Raw genomic sequence first — 20,994 nt, forward strand, 5'->3', positions numbered from 1 at the left:
TCAATCACTCCAGCGCATAGCGCAATACGAACAGCCCAGCCACCAGCCACACGGCCGGATGGACTTCACGCCAGCGGCCGGTGCCGGCCTTCAATGCCGCGTAGGCAATGAAGCCGAAGGCCAGGCCATTGGCAATGGAGTAGGTGAAGGGCATCGCCAGCGCACACAACGCGGCGGGTACGGATTCGGTCAGGTCATCCCACTTCACTTCCACCAGCTCGCGCAGCATCAGCCCGGCGACGAACAACAATGCCGGCGCGGTGGCATAGGACGGCACCATTGCCGCCAGTGGCGAGAACAGCAAGGCGGCCAGGAACAACGCGGCGACCACCAGTGCGGTCAGCCCGGTGCGGCCGCCAACCTGCACGCCGGAAGCGCTTTCGGCGAAGGCGGTGGTGGAGCTGGTGCCCAGCAGCGAGCCGGCAACGATCGCGCTGCTGTCGGCGAGCAGGGCGCGGCTGAAGCGCTTCTTGCCGTCTTCCAGTTTCAGCAGGCCGGCGCGGCCGAGTACGCCGTACAAGGTGCCGGTGGCATCGAATACTTCCACCAGCACGAATACCAGCACCACCTGCAGCAACACCGCCAGCGGTGCGCCACCGTCGTGGTGCAGCAGGCCGGGCAGATCCAGCTGCAGGAAGGTCGGGGCCAGGCTGGGGGGCAGCGAGACAATGCCCTGGTACTGCACTGAGCCAATCGCCCAGCCCACGCCGGTGACGGCCAGGATGCCGATCAGAATGGCGCCACGCACCTTGCGTGCCTCGAGGACGGCGATCAGCAGGAAGCCGCCCAGCGCCAGTAGCGGCGGCGCGGTATTGAGCGGCCCCAGGGTCAGCATGGTGTCTTCGTTGGCGACGATCACGTTCGATTTCTGCAACGCGATGATGGCCAGGAACAGGCCGATGCCGGCCACGATGGCCGAACGCAGCGAGGCGGGAATGCCGGCCACCAGCCAGGCGCGGATGCCGGTCAGCGACAGCACCCAGAACACCACGCCGGAAATGAAGACAGCCGCCAATGCCTGCTGCCAGGGCAGGCCGGCGGCGCCAACCACGGTAAAGGCGAAGAACGCATTCAAGCCCATGCCCGGTGCCATGCCGACCGGGTAGTTGGCAGCCAGCGCCATCACCGCCGAACCTATCGCCGCTGCCAGGCAGGTCGCCACGAACACCGCGCCCGGGTCCATGCCGGTGGTGCCGAGGATTTCCGGGTTGACGAAGACGATGTAGGACATCGTCAGGAAGGTGGTGATGCCGGCCAGCACCTCGGTGCGGACGCTGGTGCCGTGGTGTTGCAGCTTGAAGATGCGGTCGAGCAGGGACATGGGGGAATTCCGTGGATTGCAGGCTGTTCCTCTCGCTGGGTGGGGGAGGATGCCGGAGGCAGTTGCAGTTGCAGTTGCAGGAGCTGGTGCAGCTTGAATGCGGTGGTGCTTGCCATCCCTTCTCCCGCGCGCGGGGTTAAGAACGGGCGTTTACGAGCCAAAGGCTCGTGACTGTTCGTACGCACCGCGTGCTGCGCGGGGCAGGGGCGCGGAGCGAGGTGCCCCGAAGGGGCGGATGAGGGCCGCTCCATCCGCTCTTCAGTTTTCTGACTTTGACAACGCGGGCGGTGCAGGTCTTTAGCGAAGAGCTTGCCCTCACCCCAACCCCTCTCTCCCGCAGGCGGGAGAGGGCTTCAAAGCAAAGGGCGCGCTGTCCTGCGCCGCCGCCAAAAGCAGACGGCCGCACTGGGCGGCCGTCTGTCGGGTATTACTTCAGTGCCTTGAAACGCAGGCGCTTGGGACCGGCGTCATCGCCCAGGCGACGCTTCTTGTCCTCTTCGTACTCGCGGTAGTTGCCCTGGAAGAACTCCACGTGCGAGTCGCCTTCGAAGGCGATGATGTGCGTGGCGATGCGATCCAGGAACCAGCGATCATGCGAAATGACGAAGGTGTTGCCCGGGAACTCCAGCAGCGCATCTTCCAGCGCACGCAGGGTTTCGATGTCCAGATCGTTGGACGGTTCGTCGAGCAGCAGCACGTTGCCACCCTGCAGCAGGGTCTTGGCCATGTGCAGGCGGCCACGCTCACCACCGGACAGCGAACCCACCATCTTCTGCTGGTCCTGGCCCTTGAAGTTGAAGCGGCCGATGTAGGCACGCGACTGGATCTCGACACCGTTGATGTTGAGGATGTCCAGGCCGCCAGCAATTTCCTGGAACACGTTGTGGTTGCCCACCAGCGCGTCGCGGCTCTGGTCCACGTAGGACAGCTGCACGGTCGGGCCGGTCACGATCTCGCCGGAATCCGGCTTCTCAAGACCGGTGATCATCTTGAACAGGGTCGACTTACCGGCACCGTTCGGGCCGATGATGCCGACGATGGCACCCGGCGGGATGATCATCGACAGGTTGTCGATCAGCAGGCGGTCGCCGAACTTCTTGGAGACGTTCTTGAACTCCATCACCGAGTTGCCAAGGCGCTCACCCGGTGGGATGAACAGCTCGTTGGTCTCGTTGCGGCGCTGGTAATCAACGCTCTGCAGTTCGTCCAGGCGGGCCAGACGCGCCTTGCCCTTGGTGCGGCCACCCTTGGCATTCTGGCGCGACCATTCCAGTTCCTTCTGGATCGCCTTCTGGCGAGCCTTTTCCTGGTTGTCTTCCTGCTTCAGGCGCTCGTCCTTCTGCTCCAACCACTGGGTGTAGTTGCCCTTCCACGGAATACCGCGGCCGCGGTCAAGTTCCAGGATCCACTCGGCGGCGTTGTCCAGGAAGTAGCGATCATGGGTAACGGCGACCACGGTGCCGGTATAGCGGTGCAGGAACTGCTCCAGCCATTCGACGGACTCGGCGTCCAGGTGGTTGGTTGGTTCGTCGAGCAGCAGCATGTCCGGCTTCTGCAGCAGCAGGCGGCACAGTGCCACGCGGCGCTTTTCACCACCGGACAGGTTGCCGATCACGGCCTCCCATGGCGGCAGGCGCAGTGCATCGGCAGCGATGTCCAGCTGCTGTTCCACGGTGTGTGCGTCACCGGCGGCCAGAATGGCCTCCAGGCGCTCCTGTTCCTTGGCCAGCGCGTCGAAATCGGCGCCTTCTTCAGCGTAGGCGGCGTACACGGCTTCCAGCGCGGCCTGTGCCTGCAGCACGTCGCCCACGCCTTCTTCCACGGCCTGGCGCACGGTGTGCTCCGGGTTCAATTCCGGCTCCTGGGCCAGGTAGCCGACCTTGATTCCGGCCTGCGGGCGGGCTTCGCCCTCGAAATCGGTGTCCACGCCGGCCATGATCTTCAGCACGGTGGACTTGCCGGAGCCGTTCAGGCCCAGCAGGCCGATCTTGGCACCGGGGAAGAACGACAGCGAGATGTCCTTGATGATCTGCCGCTTGGGCGGGACCACCTTGCTGACGCGGTTCATGGTGTAGATGTATTGCGAGGACATGACGTCTCCGTAGCGCACGCCTGCGCCCGGTCCGGAAGCGGACTGGGCCCAGGACAAAAGGGAATCATCCATTATAACAGGGACCCCGCCATGCCCGGCTGACCGCCAGCTGCCCTTGCCGGTTTATGAATGGGAAAGCCCGTAACCGTTTCCAGCCGGAATTCGTTCAGGCGAAGTGAGCATTATGGGAACTGTCCACCAACCCAGTGAGGGCCACCCATGAAGATGAACCGCTTAGCTGTCGCAGCGATGACCACCCTGCTGGCATTTGGTGCCACCGCCCCGGCCTTTGCGGCAGGTGACCGCGATGACCACGACCGTGGCCGCCATGGCTGGGATGACCGTGGCCGTGGCCATGACCGCGGCAGGGGGCACGGGCATGACCGCCACGACCGCCGTGATGACCGCCGCCATTACAGCAACGGCTACCGCGAGGGCTACCGCGACGCCCGCTACAACGACCGCCGCTATTACGCCCCGCCGCCGCGCGTGGTCTATCGCCCCTATGGTTTCGAGCGTGGTCACCGCTACAGCAACTACTACGGCGGCCCGGTCTACGTGGTCAACGACTACGACCGTTACCACGTGCGTCGTCCGCCACACGGCCACCGCTGGATCCGCGATGACCGCGGCAACATGCTGATGGTGGCCATCGCCACCGGCATCATTGCCGATGTCGTGTTCAACCGTTGAGCAGTAGCCGGCGGTAGCTGAAAAGAAAAGGCGCATCTTCGGATGCGCCTTTTCGGTTTCAAGGGGCCGGGATCACTCCGGTTGCAGACTCAAGCAGCCCATTCCCCTTGCCTGTGTGCAGCTGCCCTCCGGCAACAGGATGCTGGTGCCACTGGAGGATGCGGCAGGCAGCAACGGTGGCAGGAGGTTGGGTAGCGACACCGGCGCTGCATCATTGCGGCTGGCAACCACGGCGCGGGCCATTTCAGCGGCGGTCTCCGCCGATACCCCTACCACCTGCAGGCTGCCGTCCTGGTAGCTGATGTCGTAGTTGCCCAGGCGGGCGCCCTGCGCATCACCGGCGAGGATGGCGTACATGCCGGGCTGCGCGTTGGCGTTGTTGCCGGCGCTGGACAGCGAAACACTGTCGATGCTGTCGCCGTTGAGCAGCCCGTTGCTGCGGAAATCATCCAGGGCCAGCACCTGGCCGATGCGCTTGCTGGTGTTGTTGGCGGTGATGACCAACCCGGCCTTGCCGATCGACAGGCTGCCATCGACGTAGCGGATGTCGTAATTGGACAGGCCGGTACCAACGGCATTGCTCGCGGTGATGCTGTAGTTGCCAACGTTGGCCATCGCTGCGCTGCCGTTGCTGCTCAGGTCCAGGCCGGAAATGCTGTCGTTGTTGAGCAGACCAGTGCCGCTGAAGCCATTGAAGCCACCGCTCTGACCATATGTCTTGCCGCCATTGCCTGCGGTGATGGTCAGGCCGGCCTTGCCGATCGACAGGCTGCCATCTACGTAACGGATGTCGTAATTGGACAGGCCGGTACCAACGGCATTGCTGGCGCTGATCGCATAGTTGCCAACATTGGCGGTGGCTGGGTTGCCAAGGCTGGTCAGGTCCACACCGGTGAGAGTATCGAAGTTGACCAGGCCAAAAGCGTTGAAGCCGTTGAAGCCACCAATCTGACCGTAGATCTTGCCGCCGTTGTTGGCAGTGATGGTCAGTGACCTCGGGTCAACCTGCAGCGTGCCATGCACGAATGCAAGCGCATAGTCGCTGGAACCGGCATCCAGTGAGCCTGCGCTGATGTCGATGTTGTACGGTGCTGCGGAGACACCTGCCATTGCTGCTGCGCCCGTTGAACTCAGCAGCGGCGCGCCGGAAAGCAGATTGCTCACCGAATCAGCCAGGTATGCCCCGCTGACTCCAGCCATCGCGCCTTCAACGGTGAACGCACTTCGCAGGTCGAGATCGTCGCCATAGATCTTGCGCAGGTTGTTGGCGCGGATGGTCAGTGTCGGCTGCCAGGCAAACACATAGCGGTTGCCGCTGTTGGTCGGGGCGGTGAACGCGGGTGTATTCCACAACGCGGTGTTGCCGCTGTCGAGCGCGCCGAAGACATGGCCCTGGAAGGGTGAAAGCAGGTTGACACGCCAGTGGCCGTTGGGTGAAACGGAGATCGCGTTGCTGCCGACACGGTTGTCGAAGATGCCAGCCGTGGCGAGGTCGACATTGCCGGCGTTGATCAGTCCGCCCAGGCGCAGGCCTGCGTCGGCGCTTACGCGCAGATCACCGGTGGTGGTGATGGTTCCCAGGTGCAGTGCATCGGCGCTGGCAATACGAGCGCTGCCCGCATCGATGTCCAGGCGACCACCAAAGTGGTTTCCTGATTGCTCCAGGTTGATGGCGCCGCCTGCATGTAGTTGGCTGTTGCCATCGATCAGCACAGCTGCGTTTTGCCGGATGTCGCCCGTGGTGGCGCGCAGGTTCAGCGAGCCGCGTGCACGCACGTCCGCCAGTTGCAGGCCGCCGGCGCTGACGAGGGTAATGTCGTTGCCATCGACCGCGATGCTGCCGAGGAAACGGTTGCCGCTGTCGGTCAGCGCGATGTCGCCGTCGGCATCGAAGCGGCTGTTGCGGACCACGTCCAGCGCGCCGGTCTGGGTGATGGTGCTGCTGCTGTCCACCGTCAGGTCACGACTGAGGGTGCCGCCCCGCAGGTGCACGCCGTTGCCGGCAAGGCTTGCATCGCGGGCCAGCAGTTGGGCGATGTCCAGCGCGCCTGTGCTGGTCAGCGTCACGTCGCGGCCAATGGCACGCAGGCCGCTGCCGAACTGGTTGCCGGTGTTGCCCAGCACGATGTCATTGCTGGCGCTGAGTGTGCTGTTGGCGCCGAACGCCAGCGTGCCGCTGCCCTGGCTGATGTTGCCGGTGCGCGTGGTAGCGGTGAGTACGCCGCTGATGTTGGCGTTGTTGAACAGCAGCGCATCGGCGTCGAGGCTGGCGTTGCCGAGGACAGTGGCGTTGGCCAGCGACAACGAGCCGTTGCCGTAGGCCGTCAGCTGGGTGAGGTTGACGCTGTCCAGTGCCAGCGACGATTGCGCGCGGAGAGTGGCCTGGTTGCCCTGCAGCGCCACCTTGCCACCGAAGCTGTTGGCGGCATTGTCGAGCACCAGATTGCCACCGTTGCCAGCACTGAAGACGGCATCGCCGCCCACCGTCAGCGCGCCGCCCTGGGCGAACCCCGCGGCACTGCCGATATCGAGCTTGCCGCGGGTCTGCAGTGCCCGTGCTGCGACGCTGGTACCGCGCAGCGTCAGATCGTTCAGGCGCTCCCCGTTGCCGGTACCGGCGTTGCCCTGCAGGTCCAACGCGCCAGCGGCACGCAGGCTAAGCGAGCTCTCGCCATCGGCCGTACCGTTGATCGCACCGCCTATACGCACATCGCCGGCGCTGCTGGCAATGCTGTAGTCGCGCGTCGACAACAGCGACAGGCCGCCCAATGCGATCGTGCCGCTGCTGCTGATGTCGCCGCCAAGACGCGTAGTGGACACTCCGCTCGTGTCGAGGCTGGCCAGTGCAGTGCTGCCCCCGAGGGTGCTGTTGAATATCACATCTAGTGCACGCTCGATGGTGAATGCATGGGCGCCATCGATGCTGCCATTGAAGAAGATCTGGCCGACATCGCTGGCCAGGCGGGTATCGCCCAGCAGCGTGACCGCGCCGTCGTAGCGCTGCAGGCCCAGCGTGCTGACCGCAGTGGGCAGGTGCAGGCGGGGGGCCGTCGCCTGCAGGCTGGTCGCCTTGATGCTGGAGAACGCCAGCAGATCGTTGGCCTGGATCTGTACCTCCTTTCCGCTTACCGACACGCTGCCGCCGAAGTGGTTGCTGTTGCCGTTCAAGGTGATCGCATCGCCGGCAATCAGGGTGGTGATGCCATCCACGCCCAGTACAGTGTTGGCCGCCTGGCTGAGCGACCCATCAAGTTCCAGCCGCAGCGCGCCACCGAGCCGTACGTTGCCCAGCTGCAGATCATCTGCATTCACTCTGGCATTCACGCCATCCAGGGAGACGGCGCCGCCAAAGCGGTTGCCTGGGTTGGTGAGTTGGATGTCGCCGATGGAACCAAAGGTGGCGGTGCCCCCGACAAGGTAAGCGCCACCCTGGATCAGCGGCAGCGCGCTGACGATGCGCAGCGCGCCCTTGCTGGTGATGCCCAAGCCGCTGAAGAGCAGCGTATCGATGTCGATGTTGCGTGCGGCGATGCTTCCCCTGAGCAGGAGGGTGCTTTGCGCTTTCAGCCCCAGGTCGTAGCCATCGGGGTTGCTTGGGGAAGTGCCGCTGCTGATGCCGCCGCTGCTGATGGCGCCGCCACTGCTGTGCAGGCGCGCGTTGCCGGTCAGGTGCACCGACCCGTCGAGCCCGATGTTGCCGCTGCTGCTGATGTCATTGCCCAGTTCAATCACGCCGGCGTTGGCCTGCAGCGACTTCAGTGCCGAGGTCGCGCCCAGCGGCCCGCCGAGCGCGATCCCTGTGAACGCAGACAGGGTCAGCGCGCGGTTGGCCCCGTTGCTGTCGACGGCACCATTGAGGCTGACTTTGCCATTGGTGCTGGTCACGCCGATGTCGGCATCCAGCCGCAGCGGACCGCTGAAAACGATGTCGTTGGCTGCGCGCACGTTGCCGGCCAGCAGGGTGCCGCCACCGGCAGCGACATTGAGTGCCTGCAGCGGTGTGATCGAGCCGATCGCCCCTGCGAATGTGGTGGCCTGCGAGGTAATAACGTTGAGCTGATAGGCACCATCGACGCTGCCGGCGAAATGGCTGTTGGCGGCGGTCACGCTGCTGTTAGCGACCAGCCTCAGCGGCGCGCGATACAGCTGGTCAGCCGAGGTCAGCAGGTTGCCGCTGAGCGTGACGGCGGCGCCGTTCGCATCCAGGCTGCGACCATCGATGCCGCCCAGTGCCAGGGTGCCGCTGGTATCGAGCACGATGTCGTTGCCCGTTGCGAAGAGCGGGCCACCAAAGCTGTTGCCGGTGTTTCCCAGGGTGATGTCCTTGCGCGTGGCGCCGTCGAGCGCGGTCAAGCTGGCGCTGCCGACGACCTGCAGCGCGCCGTTGTTGGACAACGCGCTGCGGGTGAACAGGGTCAGGTCACCGCCGACGGTGCCGGCGACTGCGCCGATGCGGTTGTCGACGCCGCTGAGGTTGGCTGCACCCTGTACGTCCAGCCGCACGGCCCCCTGCAAGGAGCCGCTGCTGCCTTGGCTGACCGTGGCAGCGGTCAGCTCGATCATGTCGGCCTCCACTGTCCCGCCCACGTTGACGTTGCCGGTGTTGGCGATCAGCTGCGCGGCGTTGGCGGTGATGCTGCCACCGGTGATATCGACGCTGGAACCGACGATGGCGGCCGTATCGGCGGTGATCGTTGCGCTGCTCAGTATCGGCGCGGTGCTGCGGATGGTCAGTACGCCGTCGCCGGCATCGATCGCATTGGCGATGATGGTGCCACCGGTGTTGATGCCATGGCTGGCCAGCCCGGGGCCGACCATCGCGTTCATGCCGATGCTGCGGGCGGTCAACGTGCCGGTATTGATGACGCCGATGGCGGCGGCGGTGCTGGCGGAAGTACCGGCGAACGCCAACCGGACGTTGCCGGCCGATGAGGCCTCGCGGGTGACCAGGACGCCGCCTGCGGCGACCAGATCGATGTTGCCGTTGACGGCGTTGATCAGGCCGCTGTTGCTCACCGCGCCACCGACCAGGCTGATGCCACCATCGCTGGCGGTGAGGGTGCCGCCATTGTTGCTGATCGTCGCGCCAGTCCCTCCTCCGGTCAGTTGGAACATCGGTGGCAAGGGGCCGCCGTCGACGGGCAGCGATGGCGTGCCGACATTCAACGTGCTCGCCAGCAGGCCGCCAACGTTGACGCTGGCACCGCTGGTGAAAGCGATGCCCGACGGATTGAGCAGGAATACCTGGCCGTTGGACCACATCTGGCCGGCAATGATGCTGGCCGTGCCACCGGTGACCTGGTTGATCGATACTGACTGTGAGCTGGGCAGGTTGAAGTTGACCTGGTTACCCGCGCCGATGTTGAAGTTCTGCCACTGGATCAGCGCACTCTGCGTGCTCTGGCTGACGTTCAGCACGTTGCCGCTGGAGTTGATCGATGCGCTGCCGGCGATGATCTGGCCGTTCTGCGGCAGCGACTGCGCGGCGGCCTGCAGGCAGGTAGCCAGCAGCAGTGCGCCTGCCAGCGGTGCCAGCCGCACGGTGCGCTGTGAGGTGGCCAAGCTGCTGCGGCCGCGGCCCGCGCTGGCACCGATTTCCGAGGCTACCTGCATCAGGCCCAGGGCGTGGTTGTACACAAGGCGATAAATGCGATTCATGGTTGGATTCCTCAGAAAGTGCTGCTGATGCGCGCCCAGTACTGGGTGCTGCGTTGGTCACTGCCGCTGTAGCTGCCGGTGGGCTTGGCCGCGCTCATCTCCAGGCGCAGCTCCGGCTTCCATGGCAGCCGCAGGCCAAGGCCTACACCGGCGCCTTCCAGGGTGATCGGCAGCACTCCGAGGCGGCGGTTGTCCGGCGCCGGCGAAGTGCGGCCCCAGTCGTAGAACAGATTTATATCGACCAGGTCGCCCCAACGCCGGCCATCGAAGGGCGAGGGCGTGTCGGCGAAGCCCGGTGCGCTGACCTGGTATTCGAACGTGGCCTGCACGCCGCGGTCACCCAGTGCATTGGACAGCGGATAGGCACGCACGCTGGTAGGCCCGCCAACGCTGAACTGCTCCAGCGGGGTCAGCGCATCTTCGGTGAACTGCGCGCTGCTGCGCAGCAGAAGACGCTGGTTGCCGGGCAAGGCCTGCAATCGCGCCACGCTCGTACGCGCTACCCAGAAGTACGGTGCGTGCGCGGTGTACAACCAGTTGAACGGCGAGGATTCGTCGTTGACCGACTTGCGCAGCGATACCTGTGCCAGGTTCATGCCGCGCCATCGGCGGTCGGTGTGACGCAGGCTGATGCCGGCATCGAGTACATCGAAGCTGTGCCGCGACAGCAGCATGCCCAGCCCTTCCAGTTCGGATTCCTCGTGGATCCAGCGTGCCGATGCCTGCACCTGCAGGTCGTTGCGTTGGATGAACTTCCAGTCACCGCCGGCGTAGAACAGGGTGGTCGGGCCGGTCAGGCGCATCGCCGCGAACGGCCCGCTGTTGATCTCCATCTCGCTGCGGCTGATGCCGGCAATCGCGCTCAGGCCATCTACCTGCGCGGACGGCACGCTCAGCGACAGCGCCGCTTGCCAGCTGTCGGCCGGGTCCAGCCCGTAACCGAGGCTGGCGGCCAGCACATCGCCTGCACCAAGCGCATTGAACGCACTCACCGCGACTTCGGCGCGGTACTTGCCGGTGCTGTCGGTGCCGTAATTGTTCAACCCGGCGGTGATCTCGTACGGATGAGCGCTGTCTTTGGCGACCAGCACGATGTCGGTCTCGCCTTCGTTCTGGCCGGGCTGCAGTACCGAGGTGACCGACACGCCGGGCAGGTCGCGGGCGTAGAGCAGGGCGCGTTCCAGCTCGGCCTGGCGCAGCGGTCGGCCAATCAGGCCCAGACTGCTGGCATTGAGCTGGTCGTCGCGGTAGCGCTGGCTGCCCTGCACCAGCACCCGGCCGACCCGGCCTTCGATGACCTTCAGGGTCAGGGTCTGGCTGTCGCCGATCTGCTGCGGCGGGATATAGGCCACCGACACCAGGAAGCCGGCATCCCGGTAGGCCTGGGTGACGCGGGCGGTGATCTGCTCGATCTGCGGGAAGCTCAGTGCCGCCGGCAGGGTCGGACTGATCTCATGCAGGGCCTGGTTGGCAACGGCCTCGATCGAGTCGCGGCTGATGCTGCTGGCCGGGTGTTCGCCAACCCCTTCCACGCTGACTTTTGCGACCTGCACGGTGGCGACGGCCGCTGAAGCGGGTTCGGCGGCCGTAGCGGGTGCTGCCTGTGCCAGGACCAGCGCCAGTGCGCAGGAGAGCAGGGCGGCGCTTGCGCACAGGGAACGGGCGGGACGAGGGCAGGTGTGGCGGCCAGGGCGGTGCATCAGATGGGTATTCCTTACGGTTCAACGGGAGGGCTGGCGGCTGGAAAAGCAACTAGCTCACTCTGTTAACCGTAAGAACCGTGGCGGTACGATCACTGAAATCAGGTAACAGATTTAATTTGTGACTTACGTCACGGGTTGATCTGTGCTGGCCGCTGCGCGTTCATGCCGATGAACAGACGGTCTTGCGGCCGGAACGGGCTACAATCGGAAGCTCCCTCGCCCCCGTACCAGGAGCTGTGATGTTCCCGCGTGAAGCCCGTATCGAGTCCTACGATCCCGAGTTGGCCAAGGCCATTGCCGATGAGTGCCAGCGTCAGGAAGACCATGTCGAGCTGATTGCCAGCGAGAACTACGCCAGCCCGATGGTGATGGAGGCGCAGGGCAGCCAGCTGACCAACAAGTACGCCGAGGGCTACCCGGGCAAGCGCTACTACGGTGGCTGCGAGTACGTGGACATCGCTGAGAAGCTGGCCCTGGACCGCCTCAAGCAGCTGTTCGGCGCCGATTACGCCAACGTGCAGCCGCACAGCGGCTCGCAGGCCAACCAGGCCGTGTATTTCGCGCTGCTGCAGCCGGGCGACACCATTCTGGGCATGAGCCTGGCCCACGGCGGTCACCTGACCCACGGCGCCAAGGTCAATGCTTCGGGCAAGATCTTCAACGCCATCCAGTACGGCGTGGACGAAGCCGGCCTGATCGACTATGACGAAGTCGAGCGCCTGGCGCTGGAACACAAGCCGAAGATGGTGGTGGCTGGTTTCTCCGCCTATTCGCAGATTGTCGACTGGGCGCGCTTCCGCGCCATCGCCGACAAGGTCGGTGCCTATCTGTTCGTGGACATGGCGCACGTCGCCGGTCTGGTCGCCGCTGGCGTCTACCCGAGCCCGATTGATCACGCCCACGTGGTGACCTCGACCACCCACAAGACCCTGCGCGGTCCGCGTGGCGGCATCATCATCGCCAAGGGCGCTGGCGAAGAGATCGAGAAGAAGCTGCAGTCGATCGTGTTCCCGGGCATCCAGGGCGGTCCGCTGATGCACGTCATCGCCGCCAAGGCCGTGGCCTTCAAGGAAGCGTTGGAGCCGGAATTCAAGGCCTACCAGCAGCAGGTGGTGAAGAACGCGCAGGCAATGGCGACCACCCTGATCGCGCGCGGTTACAAGATCGTCTCCGGCGGCACCCAGAACCATCTGATGCTGGTGGACATGATCGGCAAGGACGTGTCCGGCAAGGATGCAGAAGCCGCACTCGGCAAGGCCCACATCACCGTCAACAAGAACTCGGTGCCGAACGACCCGCGTTCGCCGTTCGTGACCTCGGGCCTGCGCCTGGGCACCCCGGCCATCACCACCCGCGGTTACCAGGAAGCCGATTGCGTGGCGCTGGCGGGCTGGATTGCCGACGTGCTGGACGCTCCGGCCGACGAAGCCGTCATCGCCCGCGTGCGTGATGCGGTCAGCGAGCAGTGCCGCAAGTACCCGGTTTATGGCTGATCGGTGGCGGGTGCCAGCGTATTGCGGCGCCCGTTCCAGCCTGAGCTGACCGCATTACCCCGGGTTGGGCGCTTGCCCCGGCCCGGGGTTTGTTGTATCTGCGTTACAGGTTTTCCACGTCGCATGCGCGGCGCCTGATGTCCAAGGCTTGAAACATGCATTGCCCGTTCTGCCAGCACACCGATACCCGCGTGATCGACTCACGTGTTTCCGAAGATGGCGCCACCATCCGCCGCCGGCGTGGCTGCGAAGCCTGTGGCGAGCGTTTCAGCACGCTGGAAACCATCGAACTAAAGCTGCCGGTGATCGTCAAGAGTGACGGTGGCCGCGAGGCCTTCGATGCGCGCAAGCTGCGGGTGGGCTTTGACCGCGCGCTGCAGAAGCGACCGGTATCGGAAGAGCGCATCGAGGCGGCGGTACGCGCCGTGGTGCACCAGCTGCGCATGTGCGGCGAGCGCGAAGTGCCCTCGATCAAGGTCGGCGGCTTCGTGATGGACGAGCTGCGCAAACTCGACCATGTCGGCTATGTACGCTTTGCCTCGGTCTACCGCAGCTTCGAGGATGTGGCGGATTTCCGCGACGAGATCGAAAAGCTGGAGCGTGATCATTCCAATGATGAGGGTCAGCTACCGCTGCTGGACCGTGCGCGGGTGGAAGAGGCGCGGGCAGGCAAGAACGGCAAGCGCTGACCTGTGCGTTGGCTCGGTATGGATGCCGAAACGACGATGCGATCAACGGGAAAGCGGTTTTCACGCAATGGACTGTTTGTGGCCGCGTTGTGTCTGACATTGACTGCACAGGCGCAGACGCAGGACCAGGAGCAGCAGTTGTCCAAGCTGTTGGATGTGGCTGAGCGTGCCCGGCAGGCTGCGCAGGAGGCCGCCGACGCTGTTTCCACGCTGGATCAAGCTCGGCGCATGCCATCTTCCTGTGTGGGAGAGACCTGTACGCCAGAGGCGCTGGCAGGTCGCTATCGCATCGTCGAAGAGGGATTTGCAGGCTCGGTTCTGGAGTTGGGCCGCGAGGGGAACTATGCGCTGCAGTTGGCCATGTCTCCCTTGCCGCGCAGCTCGAAAGGGCAATGGTCGCTGGAGGACGGCATGTTGTTGCTGCATCCGCGCGATGATCTCGCCGACGCCGTGCAGCTGGTTCCTTATGAAGCCAGGTCGGCCGAGCGCGCGCAGTTGCAGCAGCTGCTTGCCGACCTGCAACAGGCGCATCCGGACCCGGCTGAAAGCAGCGATCACGACGCGCTCGAGGAATTGCAGGCGCAACTTGCAGACACGCACGTAGCGGGCAGGCCGCTATACGTTGATCTGCTCGATCCAATGAGCGGCGTGGCCAGCGACGGCGTGCAGGTTGTGTTGGAGCTGGCCCAGGGCGAGCTGGCCGCTGAAGGCAAGTTGTCTGGGGGAAACGCCTATCGCTTCCCATCACCGGCACCGGGGCAGGTGGTGACTGGCCTGCGCTTGCACTTCCCAGGCATGGATGCGCCCCTGCGCCTGCCTTTGCAACCGCCGCTGCGGCCTGGCTACCAGGTGCTGTTTGACGGTTGCGCGGTGGGTATGTGCGAATCGGCAACGATGGGCTTGCTGTTGGAGCAGGCGGAGGGTGGCGTGCGTTTTGATGCCTTGGGCATTGGCGTGTTCCAGCGCGTGAACGACTAGGTTTTTGAATAGGCAGACCACCGAACGTGGCTGCGTGAGTTGAATTCGATGAAGATCATCAATCTGCAGGACCGGCGCGAACTGCTGCCGGCAATCGCCCTTGCCCACGTGCAGGCCTTCGGCACGCTGCTGCCCAACTGGACGCTGGCCCAAGCCGAAGCCGAGCTGCGTGCGCAGCAGCGCGACGGCATTCCCTGTACCTGGCTGGCCGAAGATGACAGCGGCTGGCTGGGCTCGGTCAGCCTGTTGCATGACGATCACGAGCAGATACGGGGCTGGTCGCCGTGGTTGGCGTCGCTGTATGTGGACGAAGCCGCGCGTGGCAAAGGCGTCGGCGCAGCGCTGGTAGCGCACTGCGTGGCGCAGGCGGCGGCGCTGGGCGTGGCCGTGCTGTACCTGTATTGCGAAACACCGATGGTGGCGTGGTATCGCAGCCTGGGTTGGCGTGTGCATGCCGAGCTGCAATTGGGTCCGTTGGCGATCACGGTGATGGCAATGGAGACCGGTTCCCGCTGATCTGGCGGGAAATGCAGGTGCCGGCGGCGGTGCGCATACACTTGGCGCACTACTACTGCCCAAACCGGCAGCGCATTCGCAATGAGGTTTTACCGATGAGTCAGTTCACCGCCACCGATCACCTGCTGATGGCCCGCGCGCTGCGCCTGGCCGAACGCGCGGCCTGGACCACCCGCCCGAATCCGATGGTGGGCTGTGTCATTGCCCACGGCGATGAAGTGGTGGGCGAGGGCTGGCATCAGCGCGCTGGCGGCCCGCATGCCGAAGTGTTTGCGTTGCGCCAGGCCGGTGAGCACGCGCGCGGTGCTACTGCTTACGTCACTTTGGAACCCTGCGCGCACTACGGCCGCACGCCGCCCTGCGCGCTGGCGCTGATCGATGCTGGTGTGGGCCGGGTGGTGGCGGCGATGGCCGATCCCTTCCCTGACGTGGATGGCGGCGGCTTCGCGCTGCTGCGCCAGGCTGGCATCCACGTCGAGGTGGGTTTGATGGCGGCGCAGGCGCGTGAGCTCAATCATGGGTTTCTATCGCGCATCGAGCGTGCCCGCCCGTTTGTGCGGGTGAAACTGGCCAGCAGCCTGGATGGACGCACGGCAATGGCCAACGGCGAATCCAAGTGGATCACGGGTGAGGCGGCACGTGCCGACGTGCAGCAGTGGCGTGCCCGCGCGGGCGCGATCCTGACCGGCGCGGCAACGGTGTTGGCGGACGATCCGCTGCTGACCGCACGCCCGCAGGCCGGCGAATTTCTACCGCCATTGCGGGTAGTGCTGGACGCACGGCTGCGCACCTTGGACTGCAAACGTGTGCGCGAAGGCGAGGCGGCCACCTTGTATCTGCATGATCCGTCGGTGCCGGTGCCCGCGCTGGAGGATGCCGAATTCGCCGGCGTGGGTGTGCAGGGCGATGGCCGGCTTGATCTGGCCGAGGTGATGGCGATGCTGGCCACGCGCGGGATCAACGAGGTGCATGTCGAAGCGGGGCCAACCCTGTGCGGCGCTTTGCTCAAGGCCGGATTGGTTGACGAACTGTTGCTGTACATAGCGCCCTTGTTGATGGGCGATGGCGCGCGGCCGTTGTTGGCGGGCCTGGGCATTGAGCATATGGCCCAAGCCCTGCCGCTGGAGGTGCATGACACACGCATGCTCGGCAAAGACCTGCGTCTGCTGCTGCGGCCCTCATTAGGGACGGCGTCGCCCCGCTGAGCGCAGCGCACCCGTAGTGCCGAGCCATGCTCGGCAGGGGCTTTACCGGGAACGCCTTGCCGAGCATGGCTCGGCACTACACGGATGACGCCCCGCAACGCAGCCGGAAAGCACCGCTCCTGTAAGGGCCAATGTCTGCAGCTGCAGCCGTCAGTGGGGACGGCCAGCGCACCAGTAGTGCCGAGCCATGCTCGGCAGGGGCTTTACCGGGAACGCCTTGCCGAGCATGGCTCGGCACTACATGAATCACGCACGCTGGCTGCAATCCGAAAAATAAAAACGGGGGCCTTTCGGCCCCCGCTGCATTAAACCCGGTATGGCCGGATCAGAAGCTGGCGCGTACGCCGACCGAGTACTGGGCGAAGTCACCCATCCACTGGCCTTCAGCAACCACGCCCCAGGTCTTGTTGAACTTGACCTGGCCGCCCAGCACGCCGACGAACTCGGTGTCCATGTCGCTGCCATCAAGGGCGCCGCCCTTGATCCACGCTTCGGTACGTGCCGACGGCTTGCCGCGCAGGCCGACGGTCACGCGACCGGCGTTGACGTGGCTCTTGTAGGTGCCGTTGTCTTCGCCAGCACCGCTCAGCTTTTCGTCAAGGCTCAGGCGCAACCAGGCGATGTCGGCGGTGAAGTCGACGCGCTCGCTCATGTTCATGTGGTAACCGGCGCCCAGCTCCGGCTGGCCCAGCTTGACCTTCGAGCGTACGCCGTTGCCCCAGTTGATCGACTTGCGGACCTGCGAGTAACCGGCGAACAGGTTGACCTTGTCGGCGATATCAAACGAACCGCGCAGGTAGGCGCCGTCCAGGTTCGGGTCATCGAGGTCGTTGCTGTTGATCTGGACCTGGGTCCAGCCGGCTTCGGCGTAGGTGTAGCTGAGCTCGTCAGCGGAGGCGACAACAGGTGCGGCTGCCAGCATGGCGGCCAGAATCAGGGTCTTGCGCATGGAATCCTCTTGGATGTGATGTCCGTGTCAACCGACCCCTTGCGGGCCGGAACCGTAACGTCTTGTGACGGTGCGCGGATTCTAACGAAAAATTCACATGTGACAAGTGGTGTGAAGATGCCGACTGCATAGTCACGGATCCGTTCGGATATAGGACTTTTGCGCGGTATGGCGTTATTTCTCGGAACTTTATCGTCCAATTGACTGAATTCCGAATTTTTGCCGCGTGCTCGCCGATGGCGGAGCAGGGCGATACTTCCAGAGCAATCCCATTAATTTGGCTGCAGGTTCTGCTCCAGTAGCGTCCCTTTTCAGGGTAGGTAACGTGGGTTGTTGCAGGTAACCCTTTGGCTACCTGCATGTAACCTCAGGCGCCGTGGCACCTCAGCCAGGCGCGGCAGCAGTACGTGCGGAGCTCCATGCCGCAAAGTCCTGGCGGCGAAAACGGCCGCTCCGCCGCCCCGTTCCACCGATGGGAAGCACTTGTTCAGCCGGGCCCGGGCCTTGCTGGGACCAGCGCTGCTACAATCGCTGGGCCGGTTCGCCGGCACTCACAAACGTCTTCAGGGCGGGGTGCAACTCCCCACCGGCGGTAGGTGCAACGCTCCCGATGGGGTCGCTGCATAAGCCCGCGAGCGCTCCAGCAAGGCCCGCACAGCAGTGCGGTTACCGGTCGGAGGTCAGCAGATCCGGTCAGATGCCGGAGCCGACGGTCATAGTCCGGATGAAAGAAGACGGTGTTTCGGTCCCCTTGCAGGGGCCGTGCGCCTGTTTGCCTTGCGGCGTTTTTCGCTCACTGTATTGCGGAGAACGTTAGTGTTTACTGGAATCATCGAAGGCGTCGGCCGTCTGGCCGCACGCGAACCCATCGGCGGCGATGTCCGCTTCACCTTCGCCGTCGGCAGCCTGCCGTTCGAGCAGGTGCAGATGGGCGAGAGTATCGCCGTCAACGGCGTCTGCCTGACCGTCATCGAGTTCGACGGCAGCAGTTTCAAGGCCGATGCCTCCACCGAAACCCTGGATCTGACCACGCTCGGCGGCCTGGCCGAGGGCGCGGTGATCAATCTCGAACGCGCCATGCGCCCGACCGACCGCCTCGGTGGTCATCTGGTCAGCGGCCATGTCGATGGCCTGGGCAAGGTGCTGTCCATCCACGAGGATGCGCGCGCGCTGCGTTGGCGCTTTGCCGCACCCAAGCCGCTGCTCAAGTACATCGCCAAGAAAGGCTCGATCTGCGTGGATGGCGTCAGCCTCACCGTCAACGAAGCCGATGACGAAGGCTTTGAAGTCGCGCTGATCCCGCACACCGTCGCCAATACCGCCTTCTCCACCACCGGCGTGGGCAGTGCGGTCAATCTGGAAATCGATCTGGTCGCCCGCTATGTCGAGCGCCTGCTGGGCCAAGGAGCCGCACAATGAATTTCGCCCCCGTTCCCGAACTGCTGGAAGAGATCCGCGCCGGTCGCATGGTGGTCATCGTCGATGACGAAGACCGCGAGAACGAAGGCGATCTGATCATGGCGGCGGAGTTGGTCAAGCCGTCGGACATCAACTTCATGGTCACCCATGGCCGCGGCCTGGTATGCCTGCCGCTCACCCGCAGCCGTGCTGCCGATCTTGGTCTGGCGCCGATGGTGCAGGCCAATACCGCACAGTTCCAGACCAATTTCACGGTCAGTATTGAAGCGGCCGAAGGCGTGACCACCGGCATTTCCGCGCATGACCGTGCACATACCATCCGCACGGCGGTGAAGGCCAACGCCAAGCCGTCCGACCTGCACCAGCCTGGCCACATCTTCCCGTTGATCGCCCAGCCCGGTGGTGTGCTGACCCGCGCCGGTCACACCGAAGCCGGCGTTGATCTGGCGATGCTGGCCGGTCTGGAGCCGGCCGGCGTGCTGGTGGAAATCCTCAACCCCGACGGCAGCATGGCGCGCCGCCCGGAACTGGAAGTGTTTGCCCGCGAGCACGGCCTGAAGATGGGCTCCATCGCCGACCTGATCGCCTACCGGCTGGCCACCGAACATACCGTTGAGCGCGTCGACGAGCGCGAAATCGCCACCGAGTTCGGTGTTTTCAACCTTGTCACCTACCGCGACCGCATCGCCAACGACCTGCATTTCGCGCTGGTCCGGGGCACCCCGGACAAGGACACGCCCACCTTGGTGCGGGTGCAGGTGGAAAACCCGCTGGCCGACCTGCTGCATTGGCGCCGGGATGATTTTGGCGTGGCCAATACCGATGCGCTGCGGGCCATCGACGCCGCCGGTGCCGGAGTGATGGTGGTGCTGTCGGCACCGCGCGACACCAATTCATTGCTGGCCCGCCTGCGCCAGCAGCCGGCGCCGGTCATCCCGGGCAAGGACAAGGACGTGGGCCAGTGGCGCCGCAACGGTGCCGGCGCGCAGATCCTGTCGGATCTGGGCCTGGGCAAGCTGCGCGTGCTGGGCACCCCGCGCCGGCAGATCGGCCTGGCCGGTTACGGCCTGGAAATCGTCGAAACCCTGAAGCCGGAAACCAGTGACGAGGAACCAGCAACTAGTTTTGAGGTCAGGAACTAGTGGTCAGGAACGAGAAACCAGTAAAGGTTGGGCGGTTTGGCTGTTCACTCGTTTCTCGTTCCTACACCCCCAAGTTTCTGCTTCAAGAGCCGCGCACGTTAAACTTACCCACCCTCAGGAACCCCACGCCCCCATGAGCCACTACGAAGGCGACCTCCGCCCGGCCGGATCGGCCCGTTTTGCCATCATTGCCAGCCGCTGGAATGCCCGGATCACCGATATCCTGGTCACCGGCGCCCGCAAGAGCCTGGCCGGCAACGGTATCGGCGAGGACGCCATCGACGTGGTCCGTGTGCCCGGTGCCTGGGAAATCCCCCTGGTTGCCGCGCGTCTGGCTGCAGCCGGGCAGCACGCTGCGATCATCGCCCTGGGCTGCGTGATCCGTGGCGAAACCCGCCATTACGAACACGTTGCCGACCGCTGTGCCGAAGGCCTGATGCGCGCCCAGCTGGATTTTGGCGTGCCGGTGCTCAATGGCGTGCTGGCGGTGGAGCGGGTGGAGGATGCCGATGCCCGTGCGGGCGGCAACCATGGCAACAAGGGTGAGGAAGCCGCATTGTCGGCATTGGAAATGGTCAATCTTCTGGAACAGCTGCCATGAACAACAAGAACAACGGCAAGCCTGCCGGAAAGCCGGTCCGTCGCGATGGCGTCGACCCGGTACTGCGCTCGCGCGCGCGTCGCCGTGCCCTGCAGGCAATCTATGCCTGGCAGATATCCGGCGGCAACGCCGAGTCGCTGCTGGCCCAGTTCGCCCACGAACAGGCCCACGAAATCGCCGACCTGGTGTACTTCGAAAGCCTGCTGCGCGGCGTGCTGGACAACCGCCGTGATCTGGACGAGGCGCTGGCCCCGTTCGTCGACCGTGCGGTCGAAGAAGTGGATGCCATCGAGCGTGCGGTACTGCGCGTGGCGGCCTTCGAACTGCGTTACCGCCAGGATGTGCCGTACCGCGTGGTGATCAACGAAGCCATCGAAACCGCCAAGCGGTTTGGCTCCGAGCACGGCCATACCTATGTCAATGGCGTGCTTGACCGCGCCGCGCTAGAGTGGCGCAAGACTGAATCCAACCAATAACCGACGGCGGCGGCTTCGCCACCAACGGGGTTTGCTGCAGCGCCGGGCCGGCATCATCG

Annotated in this window: 15 protein-coding genes and 1 riboswitch; of the genes, 10 read left to right on the plus strand and 5 right to left on the minus strand. The window is 64.7% G+C overall.

Annotation, left to right across the window (positions count from 1 at the left end; all coding sequences use genetic code 11):
- Window positions 1-4 precede the first annotated feature (4 nt).
- Both BCV67_RS13030 and ettA read right to left on the minus strand, forming a co-directional pair.
- Entirely contained in the window at window positions 5-1,321 is a 1,317-nt protein-coding gene (locus tag BCV67_RS13030) for an NCS2 family permease (protein ID WP_062169347.1), read from the minus strand.
- Window positions 1,322-1,748: 427 nt separating this feature from the next.
- On the minus strand, window positions 1,749-3,413 hold the full coding sequence (gene ettA, locus BCV67_RS13035) for an energy-dependent translational throttle protein EttA (RefSeq protein ID WP_062169345.1): 1,665 nt from the start codon (window positions 3,411-3,413) through the stop codon (window positions 1,749-1,751).
- Window positions 3,414-3,632: 219 nt separating this feature from the next.
- Between ettA and BCV67_RS13040 the strand changes: the two genes are divergently transcribed.
- A complete protein-coding gene (locus BCV67_RS13040) occupies window positions 3,633-4,106 on the plus strand; it encodes an RcnB family protein (protein WP_062169343.1) in 474 nt (157 codons plus the stop codon).
- A 72-nt stretch (window positions 4,107-4,178) separates the two neighbouring features.
- On the opposite strand, the gene BCV67_RS13045 is transcribed toward BCV67_RS13040, so the two are convergent.
- Together BCV67_RS13045 and BCV67_RS13050 are read right to left on the minus strand one after the other, a co-directional pair.
- The gene (locus tag BCV67_RS13045; RefSeq protein WP_065868125.1) at window positions 4,179-9,764 is read right to left on the minus strand and encodes an MBG domain-containing protein; all 5,586 of its coding nucleotides are present in this window, start codon (window positions 9,762-9,764) and stop codon (window positions 4,179-4,181) included.
- An 11-nt stretch (window positions 9,765-9,775) separates the two neighbouring features.
- On the minus strand, window positions 9,776-11,464 hold the full coding sequence (locus tag BCV67_RS13050; RefSeq protein WP_065868126.1) for a ShlB/FhaC/HecB family hemolysin secretion/activation protein: 1,689 nt from the start codon (window positions 11,462-11,464) through the stop codon (window positions 9,776-9,778).
- Between the two features lie 242 nt (window positions 11,465-11,706).
- On the opposite strand from BCV67_RS13050, the gene glyA reads away from it, so the two are divergent.
- The 5 genes from glyA (at window position 11,707) to ribD (ending at window position 16,348) form a co-directional block, all read left to right on the plus strand.
- Window positions 11,707-12,960 carry a serine hydroxymethyltransferase gene (gene glyA, locus BCV67_RS13055; protein ID WP_062169336.1) on the plus strand — a complete coding sequence of 418 codons (1,254 nt, stop codon included), beginning with the start codon at window positions 11,707-11,709 and terminating at the stop codon, window positions 12,958-12,960.
- A gap of 155 nt (window positions 12,961-13,115) precedes the next feature.
- Window positions 13,116-13,649, plus strand: a complete 534-nt coding sequence (gene nrdR / locus BCV67_RS13060; protein WP_062169334.1) for a transcriptional regulator NrdR — start codon at window positions 13,116-13,118, stop codon at window positions 13,647-13,649.
- A gap of 78 nt (window positions 13,650-13,727) precedes the next feature.
- Entirely contained in the window at window positions 13,728-14,627 is a 900-nt protein-coding gene (locus tag BCV67_RS13065; protein ID WP_156455871.1) for a hypothetical protein, read from the plus strand.
- Between the two features lie 48 nt (window positions 14,628-14,675).
- The gene (locus BCV67_RS13070) at window positions 14,676-15,143 is read left to right on the plus strand and encodes a GNAT family N-acetyltransferase (protein WP_062169329.1); all 468 of its coding nucleotides are present in this window, start codon (window positions 14,676-14,678) and stop codon (window positions 15,141-15,143) included.
- Window positions 15,144-15,238: 95 nt separating this feature from the next.
- Window positions 15,239-16,348 carry a bifunctional diaminohydroxyphosphoribosylaminopyrimidine deaminase/5-amino-6-(5-phosphoribosylamino)uracil reductase RibD gene (gene ribD / locus BCV67_RS13075; RefSeq protein ID WP_062169328.1) on the plus strand — a complete coding sequence of 370 codons (1,110 nt, stop codon included), beginning with the start codon at window positions 15,239-15,241 and terminating at the stop codon, window positions 16,346-16,348.
- A gap of 325 nt (window positions 16,349-16,673) precedes the next feature.
- Here the strand turns inward: ribD and BCV67_RS13080 are convergent, their stop codons facing one another.
- Complete coding sequence (locus BCV67_RS13080) at window positions 16,674-17,297, minus strand: hypothetical protein (RefSeq protein ID WP_062169326.1); 624 nt, start codon at window positions 17,295-17,297, stop codon at window positions 16,674-16,676.
- 555 nt (window positions 17,298-17,852) lie between these two features.
- Window positions 17,853-18,037, plus strand: a riboswitch (FMN riboswitch).
- Window positions 18,038-18,113: 76 nt separating this feature from the next.
- Here BCV67_RS13080 and BCV67_RS13085 point away from each other — a divergent pair.
- The 4 genes from BCV67_RS13085 to nusB all read left to right on the plus strand — a co-directional run bounded on the left by BCV67_RS13085 (window position 18,114) and on the right by nusB (window position 20,935).
- Entirely contained in the window at window positions 18,114-18,716 is a 603-nt protein-coding gene (locus tag BCV67_RS13085; RefSeq protein WP_062169323.1) for a riboflavin synthase, read from the plus strand.
- Entirely contained in the window at window positions 18,713-19,858 is a 1,146-nt protein-coding gene (gene ribB / locus BCV67_RS13090) for a 3,4-dihydroxy-2-butanone-4-phosphate synthase (protein WP_062169321.1), read from the plus strand. The genes BCV67_RS13085 and ribB overlap by 4 nt, the downstream gene beginning before the upstream one ends.
- A 133-nt stretch (window positions 19,859-19,991) precedes the next feature.
- Entirely contained in the window at window positions 19,992-20,459 is a 468-nt protein-coding gene (gene ribH / locus BCV67_RS13095) for a 6,7-dimethyl-8-ribityllumazine synthase (protein ID WP_057627425.1), read from the plus strand.
- A complete protein-coding gene (gene nusB / locus BCV67_RS13100; protein ID WP_057627427.1) occupies window positions 20,456-20,935 on the plus strand; it encodes a transcription antitermination factor NusB in 480 nt (159 codons plus the stop codon). The genes ribH and nusB overlap by 4 nt, the downstream gene beginning before the upstream one ends.
- Window positions 20,936-20,994 lie beyond the last annotated feature (59 nt).

Source organism: Stenotrophomonas nitritireducens, assembly GCF_001700965.1.
Lineage (GTDB): Bacteria > Pseudomonadota > Gammaproteobacteria > Xanthomonadales > Xanthomonadaceae > Stenotrophomonas > Stenotrophomonas nitritireducens_A.

Coding starts and splice junctions, on each gene's coding strand:
- BCV67_RS13030 (WP_062169347.1), bottom strand. CDS start 1,321: ATGTCCCTGCTCGACCGCATCTTCAAGCTGCAACACCACGGCACCAGC.
- ettA (WP_062169345.1), bottom strand. CDS start 3,413: ATGTCCTCGCAATACATCTACACCATGAACCGCGTCAGCAAGGTGGTC.
- BCV67_RS13040 (WP_062169343.1), top strand. CDS start 3,633: ATGAAGATGAACCGCTTAGCTGTCGCAGCGATGACCACCCTGCTGGCA.
- BCV67_RS13045 (WP_065868125.1), bottom strand. CDS start 9,764: ATGAATCGCATTTATCGCCTTGTGTACAACCACGCCCTGGGCCTGATG.
- BCV67_RS13050 (WP_065868126.1), bottom strand. CDS start 11,464: ATGCACCGCCCTGGCCGCCACACCTGCCCTCGTCCCGCCCGTTCCCTG.
- glyA (WP_062169336.1), top strand. CDS start 11,707: ATGTTCCCGCGTGAAGCCCGTATCGAGTCCTACGATCCCGAGTTGGCC.
- nrdR (WP_062169334.1), top strand. CDS start 13,116: ATGCATTGCCCGTTCTGCCAGCACACCGATACCCGCGTGATCGACTCA.
- BCV67_RS13070 (WP_062169329.1), top strand. CDS start 14,676: ATGAAGATCATCAATCTGCAGGACCGGCGCGAACTGCTGCCGGCAATC.
- ribD (WP_062169328.1), top strand. CDS start 15,239: ATGAGTCAGTTCACCGCCACCGATCACCTGCTGATGGCCCGCGCGCTG.
- BCV67_RS13080 (WP_062169326.1), bottom strand. CDS start 17,297: ATGCGCAAGACCCTGATTCTGGCCGCCATGCTGGCAGCCGCACCTGTT.
- ribB (WP_062169321.1), top strand. CDS start 18,713: ATGAATTTCGCCCCCGTTCCCGAACTGCTGGAAGAGATCCGCGCCGGT.
- ribH (WP_057627425.1), top strand. CDS start 19,992: ATGAGCCACTACGAAGGCGACCTCCGCCCGGCCGGATCGGCCCGTTTT.
- nusB (WP_057627427.1), top strand. CDS start 20,456: ATGAACAACAAGAACAACGGCAAGCCTGCCGGAAAGCCGGTCCGTCGC.